Below are 24,888 nucleotides of genomic sequence, written 5' to 3'. Positions count from 1 at the left end.
ACTCACCCCGAAAGGTTCCCTCATGAGCAGCATCACCCAGATTTGCCTCACCGACCCCGGCGAGGGCCTCACCGAGGCGGAGATCATCGAGATCAAGGTCAAGGAGGGAGACCGGGTCGAGATCAACGACCCGGTCGTGACGGTCGAAACGGCCAAGAGTGCCGTCGAGCTTCCCTCGCACGTCGCAGGCATCGTCGCCAAGGTGCACGTGAAGGAAGGCGACGAGCTCAACGTGGGCGAGCCCATGTTTGATATTGAGACCGATCCGGAGGCTGGGCAGGCGTCGGAACCCGACGCTTCCGAAAAGGCCGATGCTTCCGAAAAGCCCGAGGAGACCGAGCCGAAAACCCTGGTGGGCTACGGCGCGCGCGAGACGCCCACACCGCGTCGCAAGAAGCGCGCGATCGCGCAGAGCGGTGCGGAACCGCAGGTCCCGATCGATCGCATCCTCGCGAAGCCGCCCGTGCGTAAGCTCGCGAAGGATCTTGGCGTTGCCCTCCACGACGTGCTCGCGACTGGGCGCGGCGGAGTTGTGACTCGCCAGGACGTGATCGCGGCGTCCCAGCGCTCGCTCGACGGCGCCCCCGAGCAGGCGGGCAGCTACTTCCCGAGCGAGGAGAAGCAGGCGCCCGACAACCTCGCCGGCCACATGAAGACCCCGAAGAGCCAACCGTTCCCCGGCGTGACGAGCGACGAGGAGACGACGCGCGTCCCGATCCGCAGCGTGCGAAAGCGCACCGCGGAGGCGATGGTGAGCTCGGCGTTCACGGCCCCCCATGTCACGGTGTTCAACGAGGTCGATATGACCGAGACCCTCGCGCTTCTCGACACGCTCAAGAAGAGCCGCGAGTGGAAAGACGTCAAGATCTCCCCGCTCGTCGTGCTGGCAAAGGCGCTACTCGTGGCGATCCGCCGCAATCCCGAGGTGAACGCGTCGTGGGACGAGGACAACCAAGAGATTGTCTATAAGCACTTCGTCAACCTCGGTATCGCCGCGGCAACCCCGCGCGGCCTCATCGTGCCGAACATCAAGGATGCGCACCTGCTCACGCTGCGCGAACTAGCGGTGAGCATCAACGATCTCGCCCATACGGCACGCGCGGGCCAGACGCCGCTTTCGGCAACTCGCAACGGCACGATTACGATCACGAACTTCGGCGTGTTTGGTATTGATTCGGGCACCCCGATTCTCAATCCCGGCGAATCCGTCATCCTCGGTTTCGGTGCGATCAAAGACAAGCCGTGGGTTGTCGATGGCGAAATCGTCCCGCGCAAGGTGTGTTCGCTTGCCTTGAGCTTTGACCATCGTCTGATCGATGGCGCGCTCGGCTCCGAGCTTCTTCGCGACGTCTCTGCGGTTCTCGAAAACCCGAGCCTCGGGCTCGTTTGGGGCTGACGTACGCTAGAGCGGTGATGGACGACCAAGAAAGGCGCGAACGCCTCCGCCGCGAAGATCCGCTCTTGCGCACGGCCGAGTTTTCGGCCGTCACGAGCACTGAGACGACCGCGATTCGCACCGTGCGCGTGCCGCCCAAAGCCCTTCCTTTCCGCAGGGGATTTTGGTGGGTGGCGCTCGGGGGCGCTATCGGCGCGGTTGTGCGCTACGCCCTCGCCGTCATCCTCCCCACGACGACGACGCTCACACTCGTTGATCTCCCGTGGGGAACCCTCGCTGCAAACATCCTCGGCTGCCTGATCCTCGGGGCGCTCACTGGGTACTGGGATGAGAACCCTCCGAAATACGCGCAGCTCCAGCTCGTGCTCGGCACGGGCTTTTGCGGTGGGTTCACGACGATGAGTACGTTCACGGGGGAGATTGCCGCGATTATTGGCGCGGGTTTTCCCCTCGAGGCCTTCAAGTACGTGACCGCGAGCGTCCTCGTGTGTGTGCTTGCGGTCGTGGGTGGGTTGCTTGCCGGCGCTCGCGTGGGCGCGATGAGTGCACGCGAGCATGTCGAAAGGGGTGAGGAGTCATGATGACTGCGTTGATCGTCGCGTTCGGTGCCGCCGTCGGCTCCGTCGTGCGGTACGGCCTCACGTTCATCCCGGCCCTCACGCGCCCCTCGGGTCCCGATCAGGAACCTTCGCCCATCCCGTGGCCGACGTTCGTCGCGAACGTCATCGCCTCATTTCTTCTCGCGATTGTGTTGCGCCGCCTCGGTGGCAGCACCGACTTCGTGTCCGCGAGCTTTGCGGCGCTCTTCGGCACGGGCTTTTGCGGGGCACTCTCGACCATGTCGACCTTCATGCTCGAAGTTGTGAAGCTCGTGCGGTCGCGTGCGACGGTGACCGCCCTCGGCTACTACGCGCTCAGCCTCGGATCGGCACTCGCGGCGTTCTGGCTCGGCATTGTGGTGACCGCGTGAGCCGTGCGCACTCGCGCGCGGTGTTCGCCGCGCTCCTTATCGCGCTCGTCGCCCTCGCGGGCGGCGCAGCTATAGCGCTGGCCGGTGCCCGCTACGCGGCGGGAGACGCAGAGATTCTCCTCGTCAACGCCGGCCGCGCGACCGAGGCCCTGCTTCCCGTAAGCGCAGCTCTTGCCGCGGCCGCGGGTGCGCTCACGCTCGGCGGGTCGATTCTTGCTGGCTGGCTGCTTGATGCTTCGCCGGAGAGCGGGGCGTGGTCGGCGCGCGCACGAGCGCGCGCCATGACGATCGCGTTCACGAGCGCTATCGTGTGGACGCTCCTGCTCGTTGTGCAGTTCATTCTCGCGTACTCGCTCTCGTCTGGACAGCCGCTCTTTTCCGCACATTTCGGCTCCGACATCGGCGTGTTTGCCGCGAGCGACCTCGGAGTCTGGAGCTTGACCGCGATCGTCGCTGCGGCCCTCGCAAGCGCGGTCGGGGTCTCGGGGACAAGCGCGCGCACGGCCCGCGCAACGACGCTCACGGCCCTCGGGGCGATCGTCGCCAAGGGGATGACGGGGCACGCCGCGGGAAGTGTGAGCCACGAGAGCGCGACGAGTTCCATGTTCTTCCACCTTTTGGCGTTCTCGGCCTGGGTGGGGCCGCTACTCGTGCTCCAGTTTCTTCCCGCTCTTGAGCCGGGAGACGAGCCTGCAATGCGCCGCACGATCGGGCGCTTCTCCTCGCTCGCCCTCGTCGCGTGGATCGCCCTCGCGGTCTCTGGACTCCTCGCGATCCTCGCACGCCTGAGCGCCATCAGTGAACTCTTCACCCATCCATACGGCCAGCTGGGCCTTGCCAAGGCGCTGTTGCTGCTCGCGCTCGGTGCGTGCGGTTATGCGCAGCGCCGCGTCCTCGCCCGGCGCGCCACGCTCGGCCGCTCCGGTTTTCGCGAACTGGCGCTCTTTGAAATTCTCCTCATGGGTGCGGCGATTGGGTTGGCCGCGGCGATGTCGAGCGCGCCACCACCCGCACAGAACATTCCGCCGCCCGCCACCCCCGCGGGGATCCTCACGACCTATGCGCTCCCGCCCGATCCGCGCAGCCTTGCCGCGCTTGGGCAGATAAGGCCCGATATTTTCGCGATTGGTGCCTCGATCCTCGCGCTCACGTGGCTTCTCATGCGCGGCATCGCTCGGGGCGTAAGCGCCACTGAGCGTCGCTGGCTCATCCTTGCGCTCGTGCTCTACCCGCTTCTTGCCTCGAGCGCGCTTGCGGTCTATTCCCGCGTGCTTTTCAGCGCGCACCTCGCGCTAGCGCTCGCGCTTGCGATACTGCCCGGAAGCGCCCTCGGAATGGGGGTGAGCGACGCCGCGCTCGCGAAGATTCGGGGTGTGCTCAGCAAGCGTCGGACCCTCGCGTTTGCCCTTTCGCTGGTGCCAGCGCTCACCCTCGCGTGCGCCTATCTCATCCCGGCGCTCATGCGGCGACTTCTCGAATCCCACCCGGCGAACCTCGGGCTTGATCTGGCGATGATCGCGTGCGGCGCCCTGCTCGTCGTACTTGTACGCGCAGGGCAGAAGTGGGCCTTCGAGACCGGACTCGCGGGGACTGTCCTTGTTCTCGCCGTCATGGCACTTACGCCGTACGCGATTGCGCCAAGCTGGTTTGGCGCGACCGGCCGCACGTGGCTCGCCGATACGCTCCGTGACCAGCATTGCGGCGCGAGCGTCGCCGGAGCCATCATCGTGCTCTACGGCGCAGCGGTATTCGCGGCTTCAGCCCTTACTTCTCGAAAATCGCGCGCGCGGTCGACAGGCGCGCCAGCAGACGTTCGCGGTCGGTGAGCGGGAGACGAATCGGCTGATCCTCGGGCAGCGAGTCGAGCGCGTTCTGCTCGGCCCACGGCGAAAGCTCCGCGATGCGCGTCGAACGGGTGGCGGTGCGCACGCGCGAGGCAACCCCTGAAAATGCGCCGCGAAGCCCCTTTTCGCTCGAGTGGGGAGCGGTGCGGCGCACGTCGGCGTCGGCGCGAGACTTGAGCTTTTCAAAGCGTGCGAGAGCGGGGGAGGTGGTGCCGGTCTCGATTTCCTCGAGGAATTCCTTCGTGGCATATGCCGCGATGTCCGCCTGTTGCGTGAGGATCGGCGTGACGCCGCCGAGCACGCGCACCTGGCCAAGGACGGCGAGGTCGCGGCGCGAACGCGGGAAGGCACCGAGGAAAAGATCGCTCGTGTATTCGGGATCGAGGTAGTCGGCTCCAGGCTCGTAACCGGTCGCGAACACGATCAGCTCGAAGCGCTCGAACGGCAGGTGAGCCGAGTCTTGAAGGATTTCGATACGGCGGTCGTTGACGAGCGTGAGGAACGAATCCGACACGATCGGTTCGTCCTCCATGACCGAGACCTCGGGCTTGGGTAGCCCCACGTTCTCCGGGCGGCCGATCGCGCGCTCAATGAGCTTCTCGGCGACCGTATCGTTGAAGGCTCGACCGAGGAAGGTCGGCTCGAGGCGGGCAAGGGAATCGCCCGCGAACGGACCCCATGTGCGCGGAACGACCCAGTGCGCTTCGGTGGGGTGAAGGGCCACGCGACGGTTCGCCTTCGCGAGCTCGACGGCGATATCGGCCGCCTCCTGGCCGCCACCGATCACGAGCACGTCCTTTTCAGCGGTGTCGTCGCCGCCCAGGAAGTTCTTCGAGTGGATAGTGCGAACGCCAGATTCGCGAGCCTCGTGCCACAGCGGCGGCAGGAAGGGACGCTGCGAGACCCCGTGCGCCGCGATGATGGCCGTGTACGGGCGTACTTCGCCGGAGGAGAAATCTACTTCCCACTCGCCCTCGCCGAACGAGCGAACGCTGCGCACCGCTTTGTTGGGTTCAAACCGTTCCGTGAGGCCGTGATGCGAGGCGTAGGCCCGAAGGTAAGTCGCGTATTCGTCGGTCGAGGGGAACGAGGGGAAGCTGACGGGCATGCGAAGGTCCTCGAACTGCGTATGCGACTTCGAGGTGGCAAGCTTCATGTTCGGCCAGGTCGGGGCGTCCTCGTTAGCGATGTTCCACACGCCACCCACGTGGTTTTGCGCATCCACAAGGTCGAAATCCACCCCGAGGGAGGAGAGAGCGGCGGCGGCCGCGAGACCCGAGGGGCCGGCTCCGATCACGAGAACGGATCCGCGTGTGAGTGCAGTCATGGCGGGGGTTTGCCTTCCAAGGACGACGCAAGATTAACGTTCCACATGTTAGGGCGCTCGCGTGCACAAAAGCTGTGATGGAAACGGGCTCCTTTCAGGGCCGCTGCGTATGGTGGGGGCACTATGAGCGACTATCAAGAGCCTCTCTCGCCCGGTCTCGCACCCTTCCGTGAAACCTTCGGTGCGTTCACACCCGAAGCGATCGTTTTTGACTGCGATGGCGTTCTTCTCAACACGCAAAGCCTGTGGGAAGAAACCCAGGTCGAATACCTCGAGGCCCGGTCCCTCGCGATGGAAGAGGCGCGCCGCCGTTGGCTGGTGGGCCGCGACGTGATCGACGTCGTCGTCGCGATCGCGGAGCTCACGGGGGAGAAGCCCGAAGACGTTGGCGAAAGCCTCAAGCGGAGCTACTTTGCAAAGCTTGCCGAGGACATCCCCGTGCTTCCGGGCGCGGCGGAACTGCTCAAGGCCGCGAGCTCGAGGATCCCCGTTGCCGTGGCATCCAACAGCAACCGTGCCCCGCTCCTGAGCGAACTTGCCGACGTGGGTCTCCTGCCGTATGTCGATCACGTCGTCTCCCTCGACGACGTTGCAAACCCCAAGCCCGCCCCCGACATCTACGTGCGCGCGTGCGAACTGCTCGGCGTCGCCCCCGAGCGAGCCCTCGCGATTGAGGATTCGGAAACGGGCGCGCAGGCCGCCGCAGCCGCCGGATGCCGGCTCATCGTCGCCCCTACGATTCCCGGGCAGCGACCCGAAGGCGAGCTTGAGATCGCTGCGATCGGCGACCCGGGGCTGCGCGAATGGGTAGCGACGTGGCCCGACCGCCGCGGCGGTTATTCGCCCGTGTACAACGCGCTCGGTCTCGTGCGCCACGAGATTCCCGACGCGATCGTGACCGACTGCGACGGCCTCCTCCTCGACACCGAGGCGCTATGGACGGAGACGCAGCTCAAGGTTCTGTACGATGCGGGCGTGACGCCAACCGAAGAGGATCTCGGCGCGCTCATGGGCACGACCCTTGAACAGACCGCCGAAATTCTCGGCGGCATGACGGGCCAGGAACCGGCTCGCGTCGAGCAGATCGTTACCGACGACTTCCAGTCGCGACTCGGAGCCAATGTGCCGACCATGCCGGGCGCGCGCGAATTCCTCGAACTTGCCGCGACCAAGGTGCCGATCGCGGTCGCCTCGAACTCGTGGCACGAGATTCTCGAGAAGAAACTCACGGCCGCTGGGCTCCTCGGGTATTTTGAGAGCCTTCAAAGCTCGAGTACCGTCGGAAGCCCCAAGCCCGCCCCGGACATGTACGAGGCTGGCGCGAAAGCCCTCGGGTGCGAGCCCTCGCGGTGCCTCGCCTTCGAGGATTCCCCCCTTGGGGCGCGCGCGGCGAAAGCGGCGGGTATGACCCTCATCGGGATTCCCTCGACGGGGCAACCGATCGACGTGGCCGATTTAACGCTCTCCTCGCTGAGCGATCCCGACCTCCTCGCGTGGGTGAAGAGCTGGCCGAACCGAAAGCAGGACTGACATGACGAGCGAGAACTTTCGCGAAAATGCACGCCCCCACGCGTCCGAGTTGCTCGGCCGCGGGTGGCTCAACACCGGCGGGGTCGACCTGAGCCTCGAGGATCTTCACGGCAAGATCGTGGTCCTCGATTTTTGGACGTTCTGTTGCGTGAACTGCCTGCACGTGCTCGACGAGCTGCGACCGCTTGAGCAGAAGTGGTCGCAAGAGGTTGTCGTGATCGGTGTGCACTCGCCGAAATTCTCGTTCGAGCGCGACCACGACGCACTCGTCGCCAACATCGAACGCTACGGCGTCGAACATCCCGTTCTCGACGACCCCGACCTACGCACGTGGAGCGAGTACGGCGCGAAGGCCTGGCCGACCCTCATGGTCCTCGACACGCACGGGCGCATCGCCGCGTCGATGTCCGGCGAGGGCCACGCGGCGAATCTCGACTCGACCATCGCGAGGCTCGTGAGCGAGGGGGAGTCCGACGGCACCCTCGTGCGCGGTGATGCCCCTACTGTTCTCGAGCAATCCGAACTCCACACACTGCGTTTCCCCTCGAAAGGCGGGCTTTTGCCCGACGGTCGCATCGTTGTGAGCGACGCGGGGCAAAACCGTATCGTCGTGTTCGAAGCCGACGGCGTGAGCGTCGACGAGGCAATCGGCACGGGCGTGCGCGGCTGGGCCGACGGTGATGCAGGCGAGGCGCAGTTCTCGCAGCCGAACGGCATCGCCGTCCTTCCACCCGAAGTTGCCGACCAAGTGGGCTACGACCTCGTGATTGCGGATACCGGCAATCACCGCCTGCGCGGTGTGCAGCTCGGCAGGCGTCGGCTCCTGCGCTCCCGGATCGAAAGCCACGTGTTCACCCTCGCCGGGAACGGCGAGCAGTGGATGCAGGGGCAGAGCCTTCCCACGGGGGTGGGCACTCCGATCCAGTTCGCCCTCTCGACACCGTGGGATGTCGAATGGGACGACGTATCCGGGCAGATCATCATCGCGATGGCGGGAATCCACCAGATGTGGACCTACCGGCCGGCGGCGCTCAACGACGACGGCGAGTTCGTTGACGAAGGCGCGCTCGCGGTTCTCGCGGGAACGACCCAGGAGGGCCTCGTAGACGGCGCTCTCGTGCGCTCGTGGTGGGCACAGCCCTCGGGCGTCACGGTCGACGCCAACGGGACCGTGTTCGTTGCCGACGCCGAAACGAGTGCGGTGCGCGTGATTGCCGCGGATCGCAGCGAGGTCACGACTCTCGTGGGAGAGGGCCTCTTCGATTTTGGTCACGTCGACGGTCCTCTCGACAAGGCCCGCCTGCAGCACCCCCTCGGCATTACGGTCCTCGCCGATGGCCGCCTCGCGGTCGCCGACACCTATAACGGCGCGGTGCGGATCATCGACCCGATTCACGACTCGGTCGTCACCGTTGCGACCGGACTTTCGGAGCCGAGCGACCTCATCGTTGTCGACCCAATCGATGGGCTCGCGCAGCTCATCGTCGTTGAATCCGGCGCGCACAAGCTCACGTGGGTGTCCATTTCGCCCGCTGCCGAGCAGATAATCGACGAGGGCCCGCAGCAGACCGAACGCCCCGCGACAGCGGTCTCGAACGCCGGCCCACTCACGGTCACCGTCGCGTTTACGCCGCCCGAGGGCCACAAGCTCGACGACTCCTTCGGCCCGGCAGTCCAGGTGAGCGTCTCGACGACACCGCCGGCGATGCTCGTGAGCGGAGGAGGGACCTCGAGCGAACTCGAGCGCGAGATTGAGCTCGACCCGAACTACAGCGAAGGCGTCATTCACGTCAGTGCGCGCGCTGCCTCGTGCGACGCCGACCCGAGCGTAGAGTTCCCCGCGTGCCACATGCACCAGCAAGACTGGGGCGTGCCGATCACGCTGACCGAGGAGGGCACGCGCGCGCTCGTCCTCTCGCTTCTCGCATGAGCGCCTTCGCCTTGGGGGCCGACACCGCCTGGATGCTTGTTGCGGCCGGGGTCCTCTCGCTCGTAGCCCTCGCCCACCCGTGGTTCTGGATCGCGCGCGGTAGAGCCGGCGTCGATGATCGCGCGCCGCGGATCGGCACGCTCGTGACGGCAGCCTCGCATTCGGCTCTGTGGGGCGGGATCGGCGCGGGAATCCTCGTGGCCCTTGCCCCCGGCGATGCCGGTGATCGGGTGTTGCGCGGCGGTTCCGTTTTCTTTGGCAGCATCCTCGCGGTCGCCGTGGCGGCCCTCGGTGCGCTGCTCGTCGCGCGTGCGAATGTCGATGGCCTCGATCCGGACGCCACTGATGAACCGCGAAAGCCACGTCTTTCTGCGGCGAGAGCCCTGCCCGGGAGCGTGCGAGGAATCGGCGTGGGCGCCGCAACGCTCATGCTCATTGCCCTCATCGTGGTGAAGCATGCCGATGCGGGGCCGCTCCTTCTCCTCGTCGCGCTCGGCCTCGCGATCGGTGGGGCGTCGCTGCGCTCGGGCGTGGCACTCTCCTCACTGGGGGAGACCGGTGCACGGATTGACGTTGGCACGCTTGAGCAGTCTCGAGACCGGGACGATCTCTCGCTCGAGCGCCTGTCACCGCCGCTCGCGCGAGGTCCGCTGCGCGCGGTCGATTCGGCTGCGCTCGCGGCTCTCCTCGCGGGCGCCATCATGACGCTCGGTGCGCCCATCGTGGGGCTCGCCGGTCTCGTTTCCGCCATTGTGCTCGCGTGCGGTGCGCTCGTCGCCCTGATTGGCTCTGCTTTTGTGCCCGCTGGATCGACGCGCTCCTCGCGCTTCGTGAGCGCCGGGCTCACGGGGGTCATTCCGCTCGCTCTCGTCGGCTCTGTTCTCTCCCTGTGGCTGCCCACTCGCTACGCGAATCTGCGCATGGCCGAAGTGGGGCTCGGGAACTTTAACGACCCGTTGCTTGTGTCGCTTTTCGTTAACTCGGATACCCAGCAGGCACCCGCGTCTGTCGCGCGCGACGAGGTCGAACCGCTGCTTGAGAAAATCGCTGCGCAGTTCTCCGGCTTCTACGCGAACGTGGGCGACGCCCCCGAAGCGCAAAGCGTTGCCGACACGATCATGCTGCACGCGATCAATCCCTCGTTCGTGACGGGCCTCGCGCTCGTCATTGGAGGCGCACTCGCCCTCCTTGCGGGCCTTGCGATCGTGTGGCCGCACGTGCGAACCGAGACCGCCATGGCAGCAGGCCCCTCCCGCGGGATGGTCGCCGCTCGCTTCGGGCGTATCAGTCCGTCGTCGGTGGGTCTCGGCTCCAGTCGCGCACTCGCGCTGCTCGCCATCGCCGCTCTGCTCGGTATCGCAGCGGCGTGGGGTCTTGCGACTGCCGCCGCCGGCATCGCCTACCTCGGCTACTACCTTCTCGCGCTCGCTGCGGCGGGAGCCGCGGCCGTGTGGGGCGGCTTCTCGGCGATCGCGGGCGCTGGGTATTCTCGCGACGCCGCCGTTGAGGTGCGCGACGGTGACGCTGCGGAGCAGTCCTCTCACGAGGCGCTCGCGGGCGCTGTTCTCGCGCTGCTCTCGAGTGTTGCTGCCCTCCCGCTCGTGGCACCGATTGCGGGAGCGATGCGCGCGGCGCCGCAGCAGGGTGCGCTGTGGGCCGACAGGCAGCTGCGCGCATTGAGCATTGATTCGCCAACGGTCGTTCTTGGTTTCGCGTTCGGTGTTGTGGCCGTTCTGGCCGTGGTGGCGTTCATCGCGACGCCGACGCGCGCCGTTCTTGCCAATGCCGTGACTGAGGCGCGCATTGCGCTTGCCGAACAATCGAGCGCTCGAGGTTCATCCGACGGCTCCGATGATTGTGGCGACGAGGTGCTCTTTGAGGGGCTCGAGAGCGCGCTTCGGCGCACGTCAGCGATCGTGGTGATGTGTGCGCTGCTCGCTCCGGCCGTATGTGGCTTCGGGATCGGAGCGGCATCGCTGCCCGCCTTTGCCGTCGGGGTTCTCGTCGCGTCGGGCTGCGTAGCATCTGTCGCGCACGCGCGCGTCGCCTCGAGCGAGGCGGCCCTCGCGCGGGTTGAGTCAGGGGTGGCCGGCGGCACCGCGTCGCTTGCCTACTCGTCTGTGCTCACCGAAGTATCGGAGGCCCGGGCTCGGGTGGCGCTCACGTCTTCACTTGCCGGCGCGTCTGGCTTCGGTGCCATCGCGGTGCTCATGACACTCGCTGCCGCGCCCGCAGTCGTGTCCCTCACGGGAGATGAGGGGACGCATCCTCTCGTGCGGGTCATCATCGTGGTCGCGGCCCTCATGGTGCTCGTCGTCCCGATCGTGCTGTCGCGGGGCCTCGAGCAGGTTGATCTCGCCGACAATCTGAGAGAAGCGAACGATAGCGCTGATCGAGAGTCCCGCGCCTCGAACACGGCGCGCGAGAAGGCTTCGACTGCGACGGAAGTCGACGACCTTGGCGATACCATTTTTGATGCGCCCGAGGCCCCGAAGAAGAAACGCGGGCGTCAACGGAAGTAGAGCCGAGTTGCGCAGGTGCGAGCTTCCCGCGTCGAGAAAAGACCGGTGCTGGACGTTCTCATACCTTTCGTCTCAAACGCACAGCACCGGTTGTGCTCCCCTCGGTGAGCTCAGTGATGGGGCACGGGTCTACTGCCATTCGGCCGTATCGGGATCGACTCCGTGTTCTCGAGCGTTCGCGTCGATCGCGTCCTTGAGCCATTCCGCCATACCCGCTTGACGCGACTCGAACCGGTCGCGAAAGCGTGAGTCCTCCACATACCCTCTCGCGATCAGAACATGTTTGGCGGGTGTGACGTCGTACCAGGTCAGTGCCCTGCGGTACTCATCGGCGAGGGCAATGGCTTCGGCGCTTCGCGGATCCACATCGCGCTGAATAGCTGAGACGATTTTCTCTTCAACAGCATCGATTCGAGCCTTGTCACTCTCGAGGTCTTCAGCGGTTTGGGATTCTTGGTATTGCCGAGAAGCTGCCCAATCGTCGGTGTGCCCCCACTTGTTCCTAGCCTCGTTGTCCCACTCGGGATTCCAATCCTTCCCCAGAATTTCTGCGCGTTGCTCGGGGGTAAGTTTCTCTCCCATGTCAATCCTTTCGATCAGTGAATCCACTGCCCGCAGCATGCGGTGCAGGTGATCGACTTTGCCCAGCAGTACCTCGCGCTGCTGTACTAGCCGTTCCCGCTCCGAGGGAACCTCACAAGCCGTTGCAGCATCTGCATGAGTCGCTGCCCGCCTTGAATCGTGCGAGACGAGAAGTTCGCGAACCTCCGCGAGTGACATCCCGGTTTCCCGGTAGATGAGTACTTCGTGGAGTCGTTCGAGATCTCGCTCGCTGTAGAGGCGATACCCCGCCCGGGACCGTCCGCTTGGGGTCACCACAGCGATTTCGTCCCAGTAGTGAAGAGTTCGCACACTCACCCCAATGAGTGCGGCGGTTTCGCCGACAGTGAGGTCTCGATGCGAGCGTGGGTTTGGGTCGAAAGCGTTGGCCATGTCGTTCACGCTACCGATGCTGGTGCCTCACGCCACGTCAGGGTCAAGTCGATTTCGCGAAGACTTCGTGAACTGGGTGGACGTGGGTGGCGTCAGCCGTGTGCGAGACCGACAGCGTTGTTTGACTCGAGGCAGTGCCGGTCCGATCGCACGGTCACGGGGGAGTGGCGGAGGGCGAGGCTAGTCGAGCAGTCCCTCTTCGCGTGCCCGCGCGAGCGCCGCCGTTCTGCTCGACACCCCGAGCTTTCCGTAAAGCCGCGCGAGGTGAGTCTTGATGGTGGTGGGGGAGAGGAACAGTTCCTCGCTAATCTCGCGATTGCTCAAACCGCGATCGAGCGCATTGAGCACGTCCCTTTCCCGGCCCGTGAGCGTGATGCGGTCCTTGCGCATCTCGCGCAGGAGCTTGCCCGCAACGACGGGTGCGAGCACCACCTCGCCGCTTGCGGCACGCTGAACGGCGCTCGTGAGGTCGGCTGGCGCGGAGTCTTTCAAGAGGTACCCCTGGGCGCCGGCCTCGACGGCGGCGAGAATCTCGGAATCGTCGTCGTAATTGGTGAGAACGAGAATCCGCGGGTGATCCCCCCGGGCGCGAATAGCGCGAATCGCCTCCACGCCGCTCATACCGCCGTCGGCGAATCGAAGATCCATGGTCACGAGGTCCACGTCGCCCTCGCTGGCTCTTTTGACTGCCTCTTCAGCGCTGGGGGCTTCGGCGACGACGGTGAAGTCCTCGTGGCTTTCAAACACGGCGCGCAGCCCCGCACGCACCACGGGGTGGTCGTCGGCGATGAGGATGGAAATCATGCGTGCGCTCCTTGAAGGGTTGGAGAGGTGGAGTGTGTAGCGTTCTGGAACTCGGGGGCGGGTGTCACGAGGCTGGAGCGGACTCGGTCAGGGCCGACGGTGCCTGGGACACGGGGATCGTCACGCTTATGAGCGTGCCCTCCCCGGGCGAGGCGATGATCGCGGCATTCCCGCCGAGTTCACGCGAGCGTTGCACAACGAAACCCAGCCCGTAGCCGCCACTATCGCCACTCCGGCCGAGCAGCGCCTCGTCCACGTCGAAGCCGCGGCCGTCGTCTTCGATATCGACATGCAGCTCGCCACCGTCAGCGTAGGCGCGAACCTCGATGCGTGAGGCGCGCGCGTGGTCGAGGGCGTTGGCGAGCGACGATTGGACAATACGCACAAGACTCGTCGCTGTCGTCATGTCGAGCTCCGGCAAGTCCTGAGAGACATGGCATTCGATGACCGGGACTGCTTCACCGGGAACGGCGACCACTCTGGACCGAGCGGTGTCAACAACACGGGTGAGAGCCGTCTCGAGGCGCGCGGGTCCCGATTCGTGTGGCGTGAGGTGGGAGATCGCGCTGCGAAGCTCGCTCAGGGCTTCCGAGGTGGCGTCGGAAGCGGAACGTACGTGATCGAGCGCAAGCGACGCCTCACCCGAACCGAGTGCCTCGTCCGCGAGCCCGAGTCGCAAGATGACGCTCGAGAGTGACTGGGCCGTGGTGTCGTGGAGGTCGCGACCAAGCCGCTCGCGCTCGGTTATACGTGCTTTTGCGCGTTCGGACTCGACGAGCTGGTCTTGGGCGCTTCGGAGTTGTGCGATGACGGTATTTTTCTGAAGTGCCTCGAAGCGCATCGCGCGGTACATGTGCATGAACGCGAGCATAAGCACGGCGATGAGGAGCGGCCCCACGACAGTGCCCGTCGAGGCGCCATGGTGGAAAACCTGTCCCGCGATCGTAAAAGCAGTAAGGCCGAGCGTTACGAAAGCTCCGATGTGCTCAGGCAGAAGCCACTGGGCGATGCCGATAAGTGCAAAGAGGAAGTAGGTCGCGTGGGGTGTTTCTGCAATGACCATCGCCCATGCCGAGGCGAGCACTGCCACGTACACGAGGGGACGCCACGAAAAAACTGATGATGGCTCCGCACTAATGTCGCCAACGCGCACGAGCCACGCGCCGCCTCCGAGCATCACAAAGAGCGTCACGAGGCTGAAGATCACGACGCTCGTGGTGTGTGGCGCCGCAGTGAGAGTGCTTTCGAAGACGGGGATCGCAAGGAGAACACATGCGAGTGCGGCTGCCCCCACGACGTGTGAGGTGCGGGCTGAAGTGGGCATGTCTTCGATCCTAATTCCCGCACCCGAAGAGCTGTTCCTCCAAAAGGATGAACGAAGAAGGTACCGCCGGGAGGTACCGGGGGAGAGGCCCGGATCGGCACAGTGGAGACATCATCAATCGTGCATAAGGAGTTCGCCTCATGTTTCTTGCCATCCGCGACCTACGCTTCGCGAAGGGCCGTTTCTCCCTCATCGTCGCCGTCGTGTCCCTCATGACGTTCCTCGTGACATTCCTGGCCGGCCTCACCGGCGGCCTCGCGATGCAGAACATCTCGGCGATTCTCTCGTTGAATCCCGACAAGGTCGTCCTGTCGGTCGACGAGGGTGAGAAGGAAGAGTTCGCGAACTCGACCATCACCGAGGAGCAGTACACGGCCTGGGCTGACAAGGCCGGAAAGGACGCCGTCACCCCGCTCGGCATCTCGAGCGCACTGCTCGATACAGGCGAGAAGACCGAGTCGGTCGTCCTCATGGCCGAGCCGTTCGGCAAGGACTCCCGCGTCCCCGAGGCCGGCAAGCTCGTGCTTAGCGAGACCACTGCCGAATCCCTCGGAGTGAAAGCCGGCGACACCCTCGACGTTTCGGGTGAGACCCTCACCGTCTCACGCGTGCTCAAGGATGAGTTCCATTCACACCGCCCGGTCGCCTTCGCTGACCTGACCACGTGGCACGACTACCTCGAGCGCACCCATCAGCCGCAGGATTACGCGACCGCACTTCTCGTGGGGGAGGGAGGGTCCGACGCTTCCTCGGCTCTCACTGATTCCGAGGTCAAGACCCTCGATAGCGATCAGTCCACGACCACGAAGTCGCTTCTCCCGTCGCTTCTCGCGATTGGCTCGTTCCGCTCAGAAATCGGCTCGCTCGCGATGATGATCGCTCTCCTCGTCGTGATCTCGACGCTCGTGATCGGCGTGTTCTTCCTCGTGTGGTCGATGCAGCGTCAGCGCGATATCGCCGTGCTCAAGGCGATCGGCGCGCGCACGAGCTGGCTCGCGAGCGACTCGCTGTGGCAGGCGCTCATCGTGCTCGGCATCGGTTCGCTCATCGGCGTTGGTCTCACCGCTGGTCTGGGCGTTCTCGTCGCCAACGCGATGCCGTTTGTCATGAACGTTGCGACGCTCGTGGGCGTCCCCATCCTCATGCTTCTCGCGGGTCTCGTGGGCTCGCTCGTGTCGGTCCGCACGATCACGAAGGTGGATCCGACGAAGGCCCTGCAAGCGTCGGCGGCCTAGCCACTCCGGAAGACTCCGCGCCCCTCACACTTTGATGAAAAGGACACAGCCATGCTGAACCTCAACGACATCACCCTCACCTACCCCGATGGCGGCTCGAACGTCACCGCAATCAACCACGCGAACCTCACCGTGAACCCCGGTGAGTTCGCCGCCGTGACCGGCCCCTCCGGTTCGGGCAAGTCGAGCCTGCTGTCGGTCGCCGCGACCCTCACGAGCCCCGATTCGGGAAGCGTGGCAATCGCCGGTATCGAAACAACAACGCTTAACCAAAAGCACAAAAGCGAGGTGCGCCGCGACCACATCGGCATCGTGTTTCAGTCGCCGAACCTCATCCCGTCGCTCACCGTTGCCGAGCAGCTCGAAATCGTCGCACGTCTCGGTGCGGGTACCTTGAAGCGCGTCTCGAAGAAGGAACGCCAAGAGCGCATCGAGGCGGCGCTCGATGCCGTGGGCATGCTCGACCGCGCGCATCACCGCCCGGGCGCCCTCTCCGGTGGTCAGCGCCAGAGGGTCAACATTGCCCGCGCGATCATCCACCAGCCCGAGGTTCTGCTCGTGGATGAGCCGACGAGTGCCCTTGACCAGGAGCGCTCCAAAGCGATCATCGAACTGCTCGCGGAGACCACCCGCAAGCGCGAGCTCGCGACGGTCGTCGTGACCCACGCGCAAGAGCAGCTCGAAGAGTTCGACTCCGTTTATCGCATGGTGGACGGCGTTCTTTCGCGCGAGCGAACCTGAATTCCCGAGGGTTTGTGGGGGTTATTCCGGTCGTGAAGGCTGAGATAACCCCCGCAACGTCTATGCAATTCGGTGAAAGTGGAGCGGGTGACGGGAATCGAACCCGCGCTGTCAGCTTGGGAAGCTGAAGTTCTACCATTGAACTACACCCGCGAATGTGCCTCCCCAGTGTAGCCGCCGCGCGGCGCACCTCCAAACCGGCGTGAGGGAAGCGACCACGCGTTAAGATAGAGGCGTGCTTCTCAGTGATCGTGATATTCGCGCGGAAATCGAGGCGGGCCGCATCGGCATCGCCCCCTTTGGTGACGAGTTTATTCAGCCCGCGTCAGTGGACGTGCGGATCGATCGATTCTTTCGACTCTTCGACAACCACAAGTACGCGATGATCGACCCTGCGAAGGAGCAGGCAGAGCTCACGCGGCTCGTGGAAGTTGATCCCGACCAGCCCTACATGCTGCATCCGGGCGAATTCGTTCTCGCCTCGACGTACGAGACGGTGAGCCTTCCAAACGATATTGCGGCGCGCCTCGAGGGGAAGTCGAGCCTCGGCCGCCTCGGGCTGCTCACGCACTCCACGGCGGGCTTTATCGATCCGGGGTTCGAGGGGCACATCACCCTCGAACTGTCGAATATGGCAACCCTCCCGGTTGCGCTGTGGCCGGGCATGAAGATCGGCCAGCTGTGTTTCTTCCGGCTTAGTAGCGAGGCAGAGAGCCCGTACGGCTCGGAGGGGAACCTCAACAGGTACAGGGGTCAAAGGGGTCCGACGGCTTCCCGCTCCTACATGAACTTTCACCGCACGCAGATCCCCGCAACCCCCTTGGAGGAGACCCCGTGACGCACACCCTTGTTCTCGACCGGAGCTACGGGCTCGATGATCTCTTCGCGCTCACGCTCAACCGTTACCCGCTCGCGCGGAAGAAGAAGAAAACGATCCGGGTCAGTGACACGACTTCGCTTGTGTGGAACCCTTCGGCGAACGAAGCAACGATCGAGGTTCCCATGCATCGCGATGGCGGACCTTCGGAGATTCCCGATGGATTCGGCTTCGATACGGCCTTCCCGAACGGCGTTCCCGCCGGTGAGGAGCGCGAGATTCTCGAGTTCGCGCTCAACGCGGTGCGTCGCCTCGGCGGGAAAGTCGTGACCGACACTGGCCACGAGCTCGCCCCGCATCAGTTCATGCAGCCGAGCCTCCACGTGATTGCCGCGTATGAGCTCGCGCCGAAGGACCTGCTCGAGATCGTGCAGAAAATCGTGAAGGAGTCGGAGCTTGTGGGAGAGACCGAGGGCTTCCCGTACATGATCTCGGCCCCGATTTTCGCGCACGCCGACCTCGTGGTCGAAGCGACGACGCTCGAGGAAGATATCCCCGCGATTGAGCACGTCGAATGGGTCAAGGAAGGCGCGGCGCTGTACACGGTGGCCTATCGCCCCGACGATCCCTCGAGCCTCGTTGCCGAAAACCCGGAGAAGCCGCAAATTCGTGAATGGCGTGAGGCTTACCTCGGGTGCAGCGCCGTGGCGCGCGCAATTTGGGACGAGACCGGCGGGTTCGTGCTCGACTACGAGAATTTCCTCGTGAACCCGAACGAGCTCTTCTAACAGCCTTCGCCAAGCACTTCACGCGAGCGAGGGTCTGGTTGACGCTGGAGGCGTGCATCCCGTGACGTGGGATGAACGTATGGCGAGCCCTGCTCGGTTGATAGAATTAAGCGTCCCCGCACCGTAGTCACGAGGACGGAACTACCTGCATGATTATCGCCATCGCCGCGCATTTCGCGATGGCACTTGCGGCGCCCTTTTTCGTGAAGTGGTGGAAACAAAAAGCGTTCCTACCGATCGCTCTCGTTCCCGCGGGAACCGCCGCGTACCTGCTCGCGCACTCACCTGCCGCCCTCGCCGAGGCGCCCCTCGTCGAGTCTCACCCGTGGATTCCCCAGTTCAGCATCACTCTGAGCTTCGCACTCGATCCGCTCGCGTGGCTGTTCGTCCTCATCGTTTCGGGTATCGGAACGGTCATCATGCTGTACTGCTCGCGGTACTTCAAGGAAACGGAGCCGTCGCTCGCCCGTTTCGCGGGCGTGTTCACGGCGTTCTCCGGGGCGATGCTCGGGCTTGTGCTCGCCGACGACGCGATGATGCTGTTCGTGTTTTGGGAGCTCACGACCGTGTTCTCCTACCTGCTCATCGGCCATTACGTCACGAAGCAGGCCTCGCGTCGCGCGGCGATCAACGCGCTCATTTCTACGACCGCGGGCGGCCTCGCCCTCATGATCGGACTCCTCATGCTCGGTGTCGAAGCCGGCAGCATGCGAATCTCCGAGATCCTCACGTCGCCCGCGTTCGCCGCAGTCTCCCCGTACCTCGTTGTGGCCCTCGTGCTCGTGCTAATCGGTGCGGCTACGAAATCGGCACTTGCTCCCGGGCACTTCTGGCTCCCCGGTGCAATGGCCGCCCCCACGCCAGTGTCGGCGTATCTTCACGCCGCGGCGATGGTGAAGGGGGGAATCTATGTTCTCTTGAGGTTCGCCCCGCTCCTGGCAACCGTCGGACCCCTCACGATTACAGTTTCCGCGCTCGGTGCCGCGACCATGCTGCTCGGTGGGTGGCGCGCCCTTAGGCAAACCGATATCAAGCTGCTGCTCGCGTACGGCACCGTGTCCCAGCTTGGATTCATGGCGTCGATCGCGGCCGTCGCAACGCGCGAGGCGGTGTTTGCCGCAGCCATGCTCACCCTCGCACACGCGCTCTTCAAGGCGCCGCTGTTCATGAGCGTCGGCGTCGTGGACAAGTGCTACGGCACTCGCGACCTGCGCGAACTTAGCGGAGTGTTCAAGGACCTGCCGATTATCGGGATCGTCGCCTTCGTGAGCGCGGCCTCTATGGCGGCGATGCCGCCGCTGTTTGGATTCGTCGCAAAGGAAGCGGTGTTCTACACCTTCGCCGAGGGTGAGCCGTGGGCTCGTGCGATCCTCGCGGCGACCGTCGCGGGATCCGTGCTGACAGTCGCGTATTCCTGCCGCTTTTTCTTCCACATGTTTCCCGGTAAGGGCGGGGCTCCGCACAAGCAACCCACGCTGCGATTCCAGCTCATCCCAGCGATCGTCGCGGCCGCGAGCCTTTCCGCTCTCGCGCTCACTCCTCAGCTTGAGGCGCTCGCGACGCTCATCGCGGGCGGCCCCGGCGCCGCCGTGGGGGAGGTCGGTCACCTCGCCGTCGTTCCCGATTACGTGTCGCTCCCGCTCATCTGCTCGCTCCTCGCACTTACCCTCGGTGCCGCCCTCGCGGTTTGGCACGCACCGTTTGAGCGCTTCCAGAAGGCCGTGAGCCCTCAGCGCACAGCGCTTGGGCGATGGTGCGATGCGGAGCGCCTGTTCCGCGCTTCCATGCGCCAGGTGGACTCGCTCGCCGTGCGCACCACCGCCTTCTTCCAGCGCGGCTCGCTTCCGGTGCACCTCGGCGCGATCTTCCTCGTGTTCGTCGTGATGCTCGGTGGCGCACTCGGCTTTACCGGCAAGCACCCGGACACGGTCGTCCTGTTCGTGCATCCCGCAGAGTTTGCCGTGGTCGGCTTCGCGGCGTTCGCAGCGCTCGGCGCGGCGCGCGCCCGTCGCCGGCTGAGGGCCGCGCTGCTGATTTCCGGAACGGGCTTCGGCGTCGCGCTCCTGTTCATGATGTACGGCGCCCCCGATGTCGCCGCGACCCAGCTCTTCGTTGAGACGATGATGACCGTCGTGCTCATCCTCGTGCTGCGACGCCTGCCGGCGCACTTCTCGATTCGCCCGCGCCGCTTCGACCAAGTCGCGCGCTGGTCGATCGCGATCTGCACGGCCATCGTGATCGTCACCGTTTTCGCGTATGCGGCGGGTGCACGCCTCACCGCCCCGGTTGGCCCTGAGCTCATCGAGGCCGGCTACGAGATCGGCAAGGGACACAACGCGGTCAACGTCACTCTCGTCGACGCGCGCGTGTGGGACACCATGGGTGAGATCGCCGTCGTCCTCGTCGTTGCCTCAGGAATCGCCTCCCTCATCTTCGTGCAAAAGCGTGAGCAGCAAATCGTGCGCGTAGGGGACCTCGAGGGAGAGCTCTCGATCTGGCGACGAGCGTCCGACGCCTCCATCCCCGAAAACACGCTTCGGTTCCACAACGAGAGCGGGGACCTCGAGGGCAATCGCGGCTCCACGTGGCTGCTGGCGAGCCGCACCCTGGCCCCCGAACGCCGCATGGTCGTCCTCGAAGTCATCACGCGCCTCACGTTCCCGATGCTCATGGTGTTGAGCATCTACCTGCTGTGTGCGGGCCATAACTTCCCCGGTGGCGGATTCGCCGGTGGGCTGGTTGCGGGCCTCGCGATTACGCTTCGCTATCTCGCCGGCGGCCGCTACGAACTCAACGAGGCTGCGCCCGTGCAGGCCGGGGCGCTCCTTGGCATTGGCATGGTGCTCGCTCTCTTCACGGGCATCTCACCGCTCCTCTTCGGCGGCACGGTGTTCCAAAGCTACGTGTGGATCGGGCACCTCCCCGTTCTCGGCGAGATCGAACTCGCGAGCGCACTCATCTTCGATATCGGCGTGTACTTGATCGTCGTGGGCCTCGCCCTCGACGTCTTGCGCACGCTTGGCGAGCAGATCGACCGGCATCAGGAGGCGGAACTCGATGCACGTTAGCCTCCTCATTCTCGTTCTCGCGGCAGTCCTGATCGCGAGCGGAATCTACATGCTGCTCGAACGCACCCTCTCGCGCATCATCATGGGCGCGGTCCTCGCGGGCAACGGCATCAACCTGCTGTTTCTCCTCGCGATCGGGACCCCCGGAACGCCGCCATTCGATGGCTCGGGCGCACTCGAGGCCATGAGCGACCCGCTGCCCATGGCGATGGTGCTCACCGCGATCGTCATCTCTCTCGCCCTCACGGGCTTCGGCATGGCGCTCTCCTACCGCTCGTGGCAGCTATTCGGCCACGACGAGGTTCCCGACGACGTCGAGGACCTCCGCGTCGCCGACCGCTCGCGCAGGCTCGTCGAACGTCACCGCCACGAGGTCATCGAGAAGGTCGGCTTCGAAGCCGACGAGCGACGCAAGGAACGCGAACACGCCCGCTTGGAGGAAGAGGCCGAAAAGGCACGCGCGAACGCGCGCGAGGATGCGGACGACGATATTTCCGACGACTTTACGTCCGACGAAGAAGTCGAACAGAGCCCTACAGAAAGCGACAGCGACGAGGAGGAGACGCCATGAGCCCCGAGATTCTCCTCGCCGCGCCCGTGATGCTCCCGCTCCTCGGCGCCGCCGTCGCTCTCCTCACGCGTCACCGCGCTGGACTCCAACTCATCGTCACGATCGGCACCCTCAGCGTCAACCTCGTGATCGCGGCGCTCCTCATGTACTGGATCAACGAGAACAGCATCCTCGTGCTCCAGATTGGCAAATGGACGCCCACGCTCGGCATCGTGCTCGTTGCCGACAGACTCACGGGCCTCATGCTTTTAGTCTCGTCCTTCGTGACCCTCGCCGTGCTCATTTACGCGAGCGCTCAAACGATCTCCGAGCACATCGAATCCACCCCCATTGCGATCTTCCACCCCTCCTACCTCCTGCTCGTCGCGGGAGTCTCGAACGCGTTCCTCGCGGGCGACCTCTTCAACATGTACGTGGGCTTCGAGATCCTGCTCGCCGCGTCATTCGTGCTGCTGACGCTCGGGGGATCCGCAAGCAGGGTTCGAGCCGCGACGACATACGTGATCGTGTCGATGGTGAGCTCCATGCTGTTTCTCGTGGGAATCGCCAGTTGCTATGCAGCCGTCGGAACCGTGAACCTCGCGGAGATTGCCGCGCGCATGGACCACGTGGACCACCATGTGCGCCTGCTCATCGAGTTCGTGCTGCTGATCGCGTTCGGGCTCAAGGCGGCGATCTTCCCGCTGTCGGCCTGGCTGCCCGACTCCTACCCGACGGCGCCCGCCCCCGTGACGGCTGTGTTCGCGGGACTGCTGACCAAGGTGGGGATCTACGCGATCATTCGCCTTGAAACCCTCATGTTCCCCGAGTCGGAGATCTCGACGGTCCTCCTGGTCGCGGCCGGTTTTAGCCTTGTGATCGGCATCCTCGGGGCAATCGCCCAAACTGACCTCAAGCGTGTGCTGTCGTTTACGCTCGTCAGCCATATGGGCTACATGATGTTTGGCATCGGGATTTCCTCGCAGATCTCCATGACGGCAACCGTGTTCTACGTTGCCCACCACATCACCGTGCAGTCCACGCTGTTCCTCGCGGCTGGACTCATCGAGCACGTGGGAGGAACAACGAATCTCGCGAAGCTCGGTGGGCTCGCGAAGGCCGCGCCGTGGCTCGCGATCCTCTTCTTCGTGCCGGCCATGAACCTCGCGGGTGTGCCGCCTCTTAGCGGGTTCATCGGGAAAGTTGGCCTCATCATTGGCGGCATCCACCGCGGGAGCGCACTCGCGTGGATCCTCGTTGCGCTGAGTGTGATCACCTCGCTTCTGACCATGTACGCGATCGCGAAGGTGTGGAACCGCGCGTTCTGGCAGGAAACTCCCGAGCAGATCGTGGTGGAGAAGCCCGTCACGCCGCTGCTCATGAGCGGTTCGACCGCGGCGCTCGTCGCGTTCTCACTCGCCCTCACCGTGTTCGCCGGCCCCCTCATTGCGTACAGCGAAACGGCCGCGTCCTCGCTGCTTGAGCGAGCCCCCTACGTGAGTGCAGTGCTCGGTGACGACGCTGCCGATCGCCTCGTGTACAACATCGACGACGCCGGTGGAGGGCAGGTGGCGCCCGAATGACCCGCTTCACCGGTCGAATCCGCGACCTTCCATCGCACACGCTCGGCATCCTCGGAGGTGCCCTCGCGTGGTGCCTCCTGTGGGGAGAATTCAGTGTCCTGAGTGTCCTCGGCGGACTCCTCCTCGGCGCCCTCATCTACGTTATTTTCCCCGCGCCACCGCTGAGCCGCGAAGTCACCCTACGCCCCGTAAGCGCGCTCGTGTTTATCGCCGTTTTCGCGAAAGACCTCGTCGAGGGCAGCATCCAGGTGGCGCGCTTCGCGCTGCGCCCCTCCGGTAGCCCGGGCTCGAGCGTGATCGCCGTGCAGCTACGGTCACGAAGCGACCTGTTCCTGTCGTTCACGGGTATTCTCGCGACACTCATTCCCGGCTCGGTTGTCGTTGAGGCGCAGCGGGCCACGGGAACCCTGTTCTTCCACGCGATCGGCGTGACCACGAAAGAGCAGATCAAGGCGCAGCACGAGAGCATTCTTTGCCAAGAGGAACGCCTGCTGCGGGCCTTCGCCGCGCGCGACATCCTCGAAAGCGCCGGCTACGGGACGAGAAGGAGGCACGGCTGATGTTCGAGACGATTCTCCTGAGCGCCGCGATCGCGCTCGGCCTGATCTCGATCCCGATCGTCTACCGGATGATCGTGGGCCCCACCGTTCTCGACCGCGCCGTCGCGCTCGACATGCTCGTTGTGCAAGTCATCATGGGGCTCGCGCTCTACTCGGCATGGACCGCAACGACCTTCGCGATTATCCCCGCCCTCGCCCTCTCTGCGACGGCCTTCATTGGCACGCTCGCGCTCGCCCGCTTCGTGGCCCGCGCTGACGCCCCGGAGCGAAAGGACGCCGAGCAGTGAGCATCCCGGAGATTGTCGGCTCGATTCTCATCGTGATCGGCGTGCTCGTCGCCGCGATCGCGATGGTTGGTCTCATTCGCTTCAACGACGTTCTCTCGCGCATGCACGCGGCGTCCAAACCGCAAACCCTCGGCCTTGTGCTCGTGCTTGCGGGGGCCGCGATTGCCTCGCAGTCGTTGGCAATTGCGGGCATGCTGGCCCTCGTGCTCGCCGCTCAATTCCTGACCATGACAGCCTCGAGCGCGATGCTGGGTCGAGCCGCATTCCGCCGCGGCTTCCTCCTTGGAAGCGACTACGCCTTCGACGAACTCACGCCGCGACTGTCGATCGGTGGCGAAGGCGACGACGATGACGACGGCTTCATCGATCCTGAGGCGGATGCCCACCCCGATACCGAGACCGAGAACGCCCTTCCCTCGAACGTTCTCACGCACACGATGGGCCTTGAACTCGCCGGCCTCAAGGAATACTTCGACGAGGAAGAGATCAGCGAAGGCGACGAGGGCGACGCCGGTGCACACCCCCGCACGGGAGAGTACGGCGGAAAACAGTAGCGCCAGTAGGGCGGTGAAAGTTCCGACGGCTGCCGGGTTAACGAGGGAGCGGGGGGCGGCCCGGT

At 64.8% G+C, this 24,888-nt stretch carries 21 protein-coding genes and 1 tRNA gene; 17 read left to right on the top strand and 5 right to left on the bottom strand.

Going from position 1 to position 24,888, the window contains the following annotated elements; all coding sequences use genetic code 11:
• Positions 1–22 precede the first annotated feature (22 nt).
• The 4 genes from HMPREF1484_RS01470 to HMPREF1484_RS01455 are packed head-to-tail and all read left to right on the top strand — an operon-like array spanning position 23 to position 4,192.
• Positions 23–1,396 (top strand): dihydrolipoamide acetyltransferase family protein, encoded by a 1,374-nt coding sequence (locus tag HMPREF1484_RS01470; RefSeq protein WP_016663243.1) that lies wholly within the window; start codon positions 23–25, stop codon positions 1,394–1,396.
• Between the two features lie 17 nt (positions 1,397–1,413).
• Positions 1,414–1,977 carry a fluoride efflux transporter CrcB gene (gene crcB, locus HMPREF1484_RS01465; RefSeq protein ID WP_016663242.1) on the top strand — a complete coding sequence of 188 codons (564 nt, stop codon included), beginning with the start codon at positions 1,414–1,416 and terminating at the stop codon, positions 1,975–1,977.
• Positions 1,974–2,366 (top strand): CrcB family protein, encoded by a 393-nt coding sequence (locus HMPREF1484_RS01460; protein WP_081976377.1) that lies wholly within the window; start codon positions 1,974–1,976, stop codon positions 2,364–2,366. The genes crcB and HMPREF1484_RS01460 overlap by 4 nt, the downstream gene beginning before the upstream one ends.
• Positions 2,363–4,192, top strand: coding sequence for a copper resistance D family protein (locus HMPREF1484_RS01455; protein WP_016663240.1), 1,830 nt, complete (start codon positions 2,363–2,365; stop codon positions 4,190–4,192). The genes HMPREF1484_RS01460 and HMPREF1484_RS01455 overlap by 4 nt, the downstream gene beginning before the upstream one ends.
• Here HMPREF1484_RS01455 and HMPREF1484_RS01450 read toward each other — a convergent pair.
• A complete protein-coding gene (locus tag HMPREF1484_RS01450; protein ID WP_016663239.1) occupies positions 4,131–5,537 on the bottom strand; it encodes an NAD(P)-binding domain-containing protein in 1,407 nt (468 codons plus the stop codon). The two genes, HMPREF1484_RS01455 and HMPREF1484_RS01450, sit on opposite strands and share 62 nt — an antisense overlap.
• Before the next feature lie 123 nt (positions 5,538–5,660).
• Between HMPREF1484_RS01450 and HMPREF1484_RS10750 the strand changes: the two genes are divergently transcribed.
• Genes HMPREF1484_RS10750 through HMPREF1484_RS01435 form a run of 3 tightly spaced genes read left to right on the top strand, consistent with a single transcriptional unit; the run spans position 5,661 to position 11,519 of the window.
• On the top strand, positions 5,661–7,067 hold the full coding sequence (locus HMPREF1484_RS10750; RefSeq protein WP_016663238.1) for an HAD family phosphatase: 1,407 nt from the start codon (positions 5,661–5,663) through the stop codon (positions 7,065–7,067).
• 1 nt (position 7,068) lies between these two features.
• Complete coding sequence (locus tag HMPREF1484_RS01440; RefSeq protein ID WP_016663237.1) at positions 7,069–8,997, top strand: thioredoxin-like domain-containing protein; 1,929 nt, start codon at positions 7,069–7,071, stop codon at positions 8,995–8,997.
• Positions 8,994–11,519 (top strand): hypothetical protein, encoded by a 2,526-nt coding sequence (locus HMPREF1484_RS01435; protein WP_016663236.1) that lies wholly within the window; start codon positions 8,994–8,996, stop codon positions 11,517–11,519. The genes HMPREF1484_RS01440 and HMPREF1484_RS01435 overlap by 4 nt, the downstream gene beginning before the upstream one ends.
• Positions 11,520–11,648: 129 nt before the next feature.
• On the opposite strand, the gene HMPREF1484_RS01430 is transcribed toward HMPREF1484_RS01435, so the two are convergent.
• From HMPREF1484_RS01430 to HMPREF1484_RS01420, 3 genes are all read right to left on the bottom strand, one after another.
• A complete protein-coding gene (locus HMPREF1484_RS01430; RefSeq protein ID WP_016663235.1) occupies positions 11,649–12,512 on the bottom strand; it encodes a MerR family transcriptional regulator in 864 nt (287 codons plus the stop codon).
• A 180-nt stretch (positions 12,513–12,692) separates the two neighbouring features.
• On the bottom strand, positions 12,693–13,316 hold the full coding sequence (locus HMPREF1484_RS01425) for a response regulator transcription factor (protein WP_016663234.1): 624 nt from the start codon (positions 13,314–13,316) through the stop codon (positions 12,693–12,695).
• 64 nt (positions 13,317–13,380) lie between these two features.
• Positions 13,381–14,640 (bottom strand): sensor histidine kinase, encoded by a 1,260-nt coding sequence (locus HMPREF1484_RS01420; protein WP_016663233.1) that lies wholly within the window; start codon positions 14,638–14,640, stop codon positions 13,381–13,383.
• Positions 14,641–14,780: 140 nt separating this feature from the next.
• Between HMPREF1484_RS01420 and HMPREF1484_RS01415 the strand changes: the two genes are divergently transcribed.
• A complete protein-coding gene (locus HMPREF1484_RS01415; RefSeq protein WP_016663232.1) occupies positions 14,781–15,875 on the top strand; it encodes an ABC transporter permease in 1,095 nt (364 codons plus the stop codon).
• Positions 15,876–15,926: 51 nt separating this feature from the next.
• A complete protein-coding gene (locus tag HMPREF1484_RS01410) occupies positions 15,927–16,616 on the top strand; it encodes an ABC transporter ATP-binding protein (RefSeq protein ID WP_016663231.1) in 690 nt (229 codons plus the stop codon).
• 79 nt (positions 16,617–16,695) lie between these two features.
• On the opposite strand, the gene HMPREF1484_RS01405 is transcribed toward HMPREF1484_RS01410, so the two are convergent.
• A tRNA-Gly gene (locus HMPREF1484_RS01405) sits at positions 16,696–16,769 on the bottom strand.
• Positions 16,770–16,851: 82 nt separating this feature from the next.
• Here HMPREF1484_RS01405 and dcd point away from each other — a divergent pair.
• From dcd to HMPREF1484_RS01365, 8 genes are all read left to right on the top strand, one after another.
• Positions 16,852–17,454, top strand: a complete 603-nt coding sequence (dcd, locus tag HMPREF1484_RS01400; protein WP_016663230.1) for a dCTP deaminase — start codon at positions 16,852–16,854, stop codon at positions 17,452–17,454.
• Complete coding sequence (locus HMPREF1484_RS01395) at positions 17,451–18,221, top strand: hypothetical protein (protein WP_016663229.1); 771 nt, start codon at positions 17,451–17,453, stop codon at positions 18,219–18,221. Before dcd ends, HMPREF1484_RS01395 begins: the two co-directional genes overlap by 4 nt.
• 149 nt (positions 18,222–18,370) lie before the next feature.
• Positions 18,371–21,289 (top strand): Na+/H+ antiporter subunit A, encoded by a 2,919-nt coding sequence (locus HMPREF1484_RS01390; protein ID WP_016663228.1) that lies wholly within the window; start codon positions 18,371–18,373, stop codon positions 21,287–21,289.
• The gene (locus HMPREF1484_RS01385) at positions 21,279–21,860 is read left to right on the top strand and encodes a Na(+)/H(+) antiporter subunit C (RefSeq protein ID WP_016663227.1); all 582 of its coding nucleotides are present in this window, start codon (positions 21,279–21,281) and stop codon (positions 21,858–21,860) included. The genes HMPREF1484_RS01390 and HMPREF1484_RS01385 overlap by 11 nt, the downstream gene beginning before the upstream one ends.
• Positions 21,857–23,422, top strand: coding sequence for a Na+/H+ antiporter subunit D (locus tag HMPREF1484_RS01380; RefSeq protein ID WP_016663226.1), 1,566 nt, complete (start codon positions 21,857–21,859; stop codon positions 23,420–23,422). Before HMPREF1484_RS01385 ends, HMPREF1484_RS01380 begins: the two co-directional genes overlap by 4 nt.
• Positions 23,419–23,982: a Na+/H+ antiporter subunit E gene (locus HMPREF1484_RS01375; RefSeq protein WP_016663225.1), complete on the top strand. Its 564-nt coding sequence runs from the start codon at positions 23,419–23,421 to the stop codon at positions 23,980–23,982. The genes HMPREF1484_RS01380 and HMPREF1484_RS01375 overlap by 4 nt, the downstream gene beginning before the upstream one ends.
• Positions 23,982–24,269 (top strand): monovalent cation/H+ antiporter complex subunit F, encoded by a 288-nt coding sequence (locus HMPREF1484_RS01370; protein ID WP_016663224.1) that lies wholly within the window; start codon positions 23,982–23,984, stop codon positions 24,267–24,269. Before HMPREF1484_RS01375 ends, HMPREF1484_RS01370 begins: the two co-directional genes overlap by 1 nt.
• Complete coding sequence (locus tag HMPREF1484_RS01365; RefSeq protein WP_016663223.1) at positions 24,266–24,823, top strand: monovalent cation/H(+) antiporter subunit G; 558 nt, start codon at positions 24,266–24,268, stop codon at positions 24,821–24,823. The genes HMPREF1484_RS01370 and HMPREF1484_RS01365 overlap by 4 nt, the downstream gene beginning before the upstream one ends.
• The last annotated feature ends 65 nt before the right edge of the window (positions 24,824–24,888 follow it).

This window comes from Dermabacter sp. HFH0086 (assembly GCF_000413375.1).
In the GTDB taxonomy this organism is placed as follows: domain Bacteria; phylum Actinomycetota; class Actinomycetes; order Actinomycetales; family Dermabacteraceae; genus Dermabacter; species Dermabacter hominis.
Note: the sequence above shows the minus strand (reverse complement) of the source record. Positions and strands in the feature narration are given on the sequence as shown.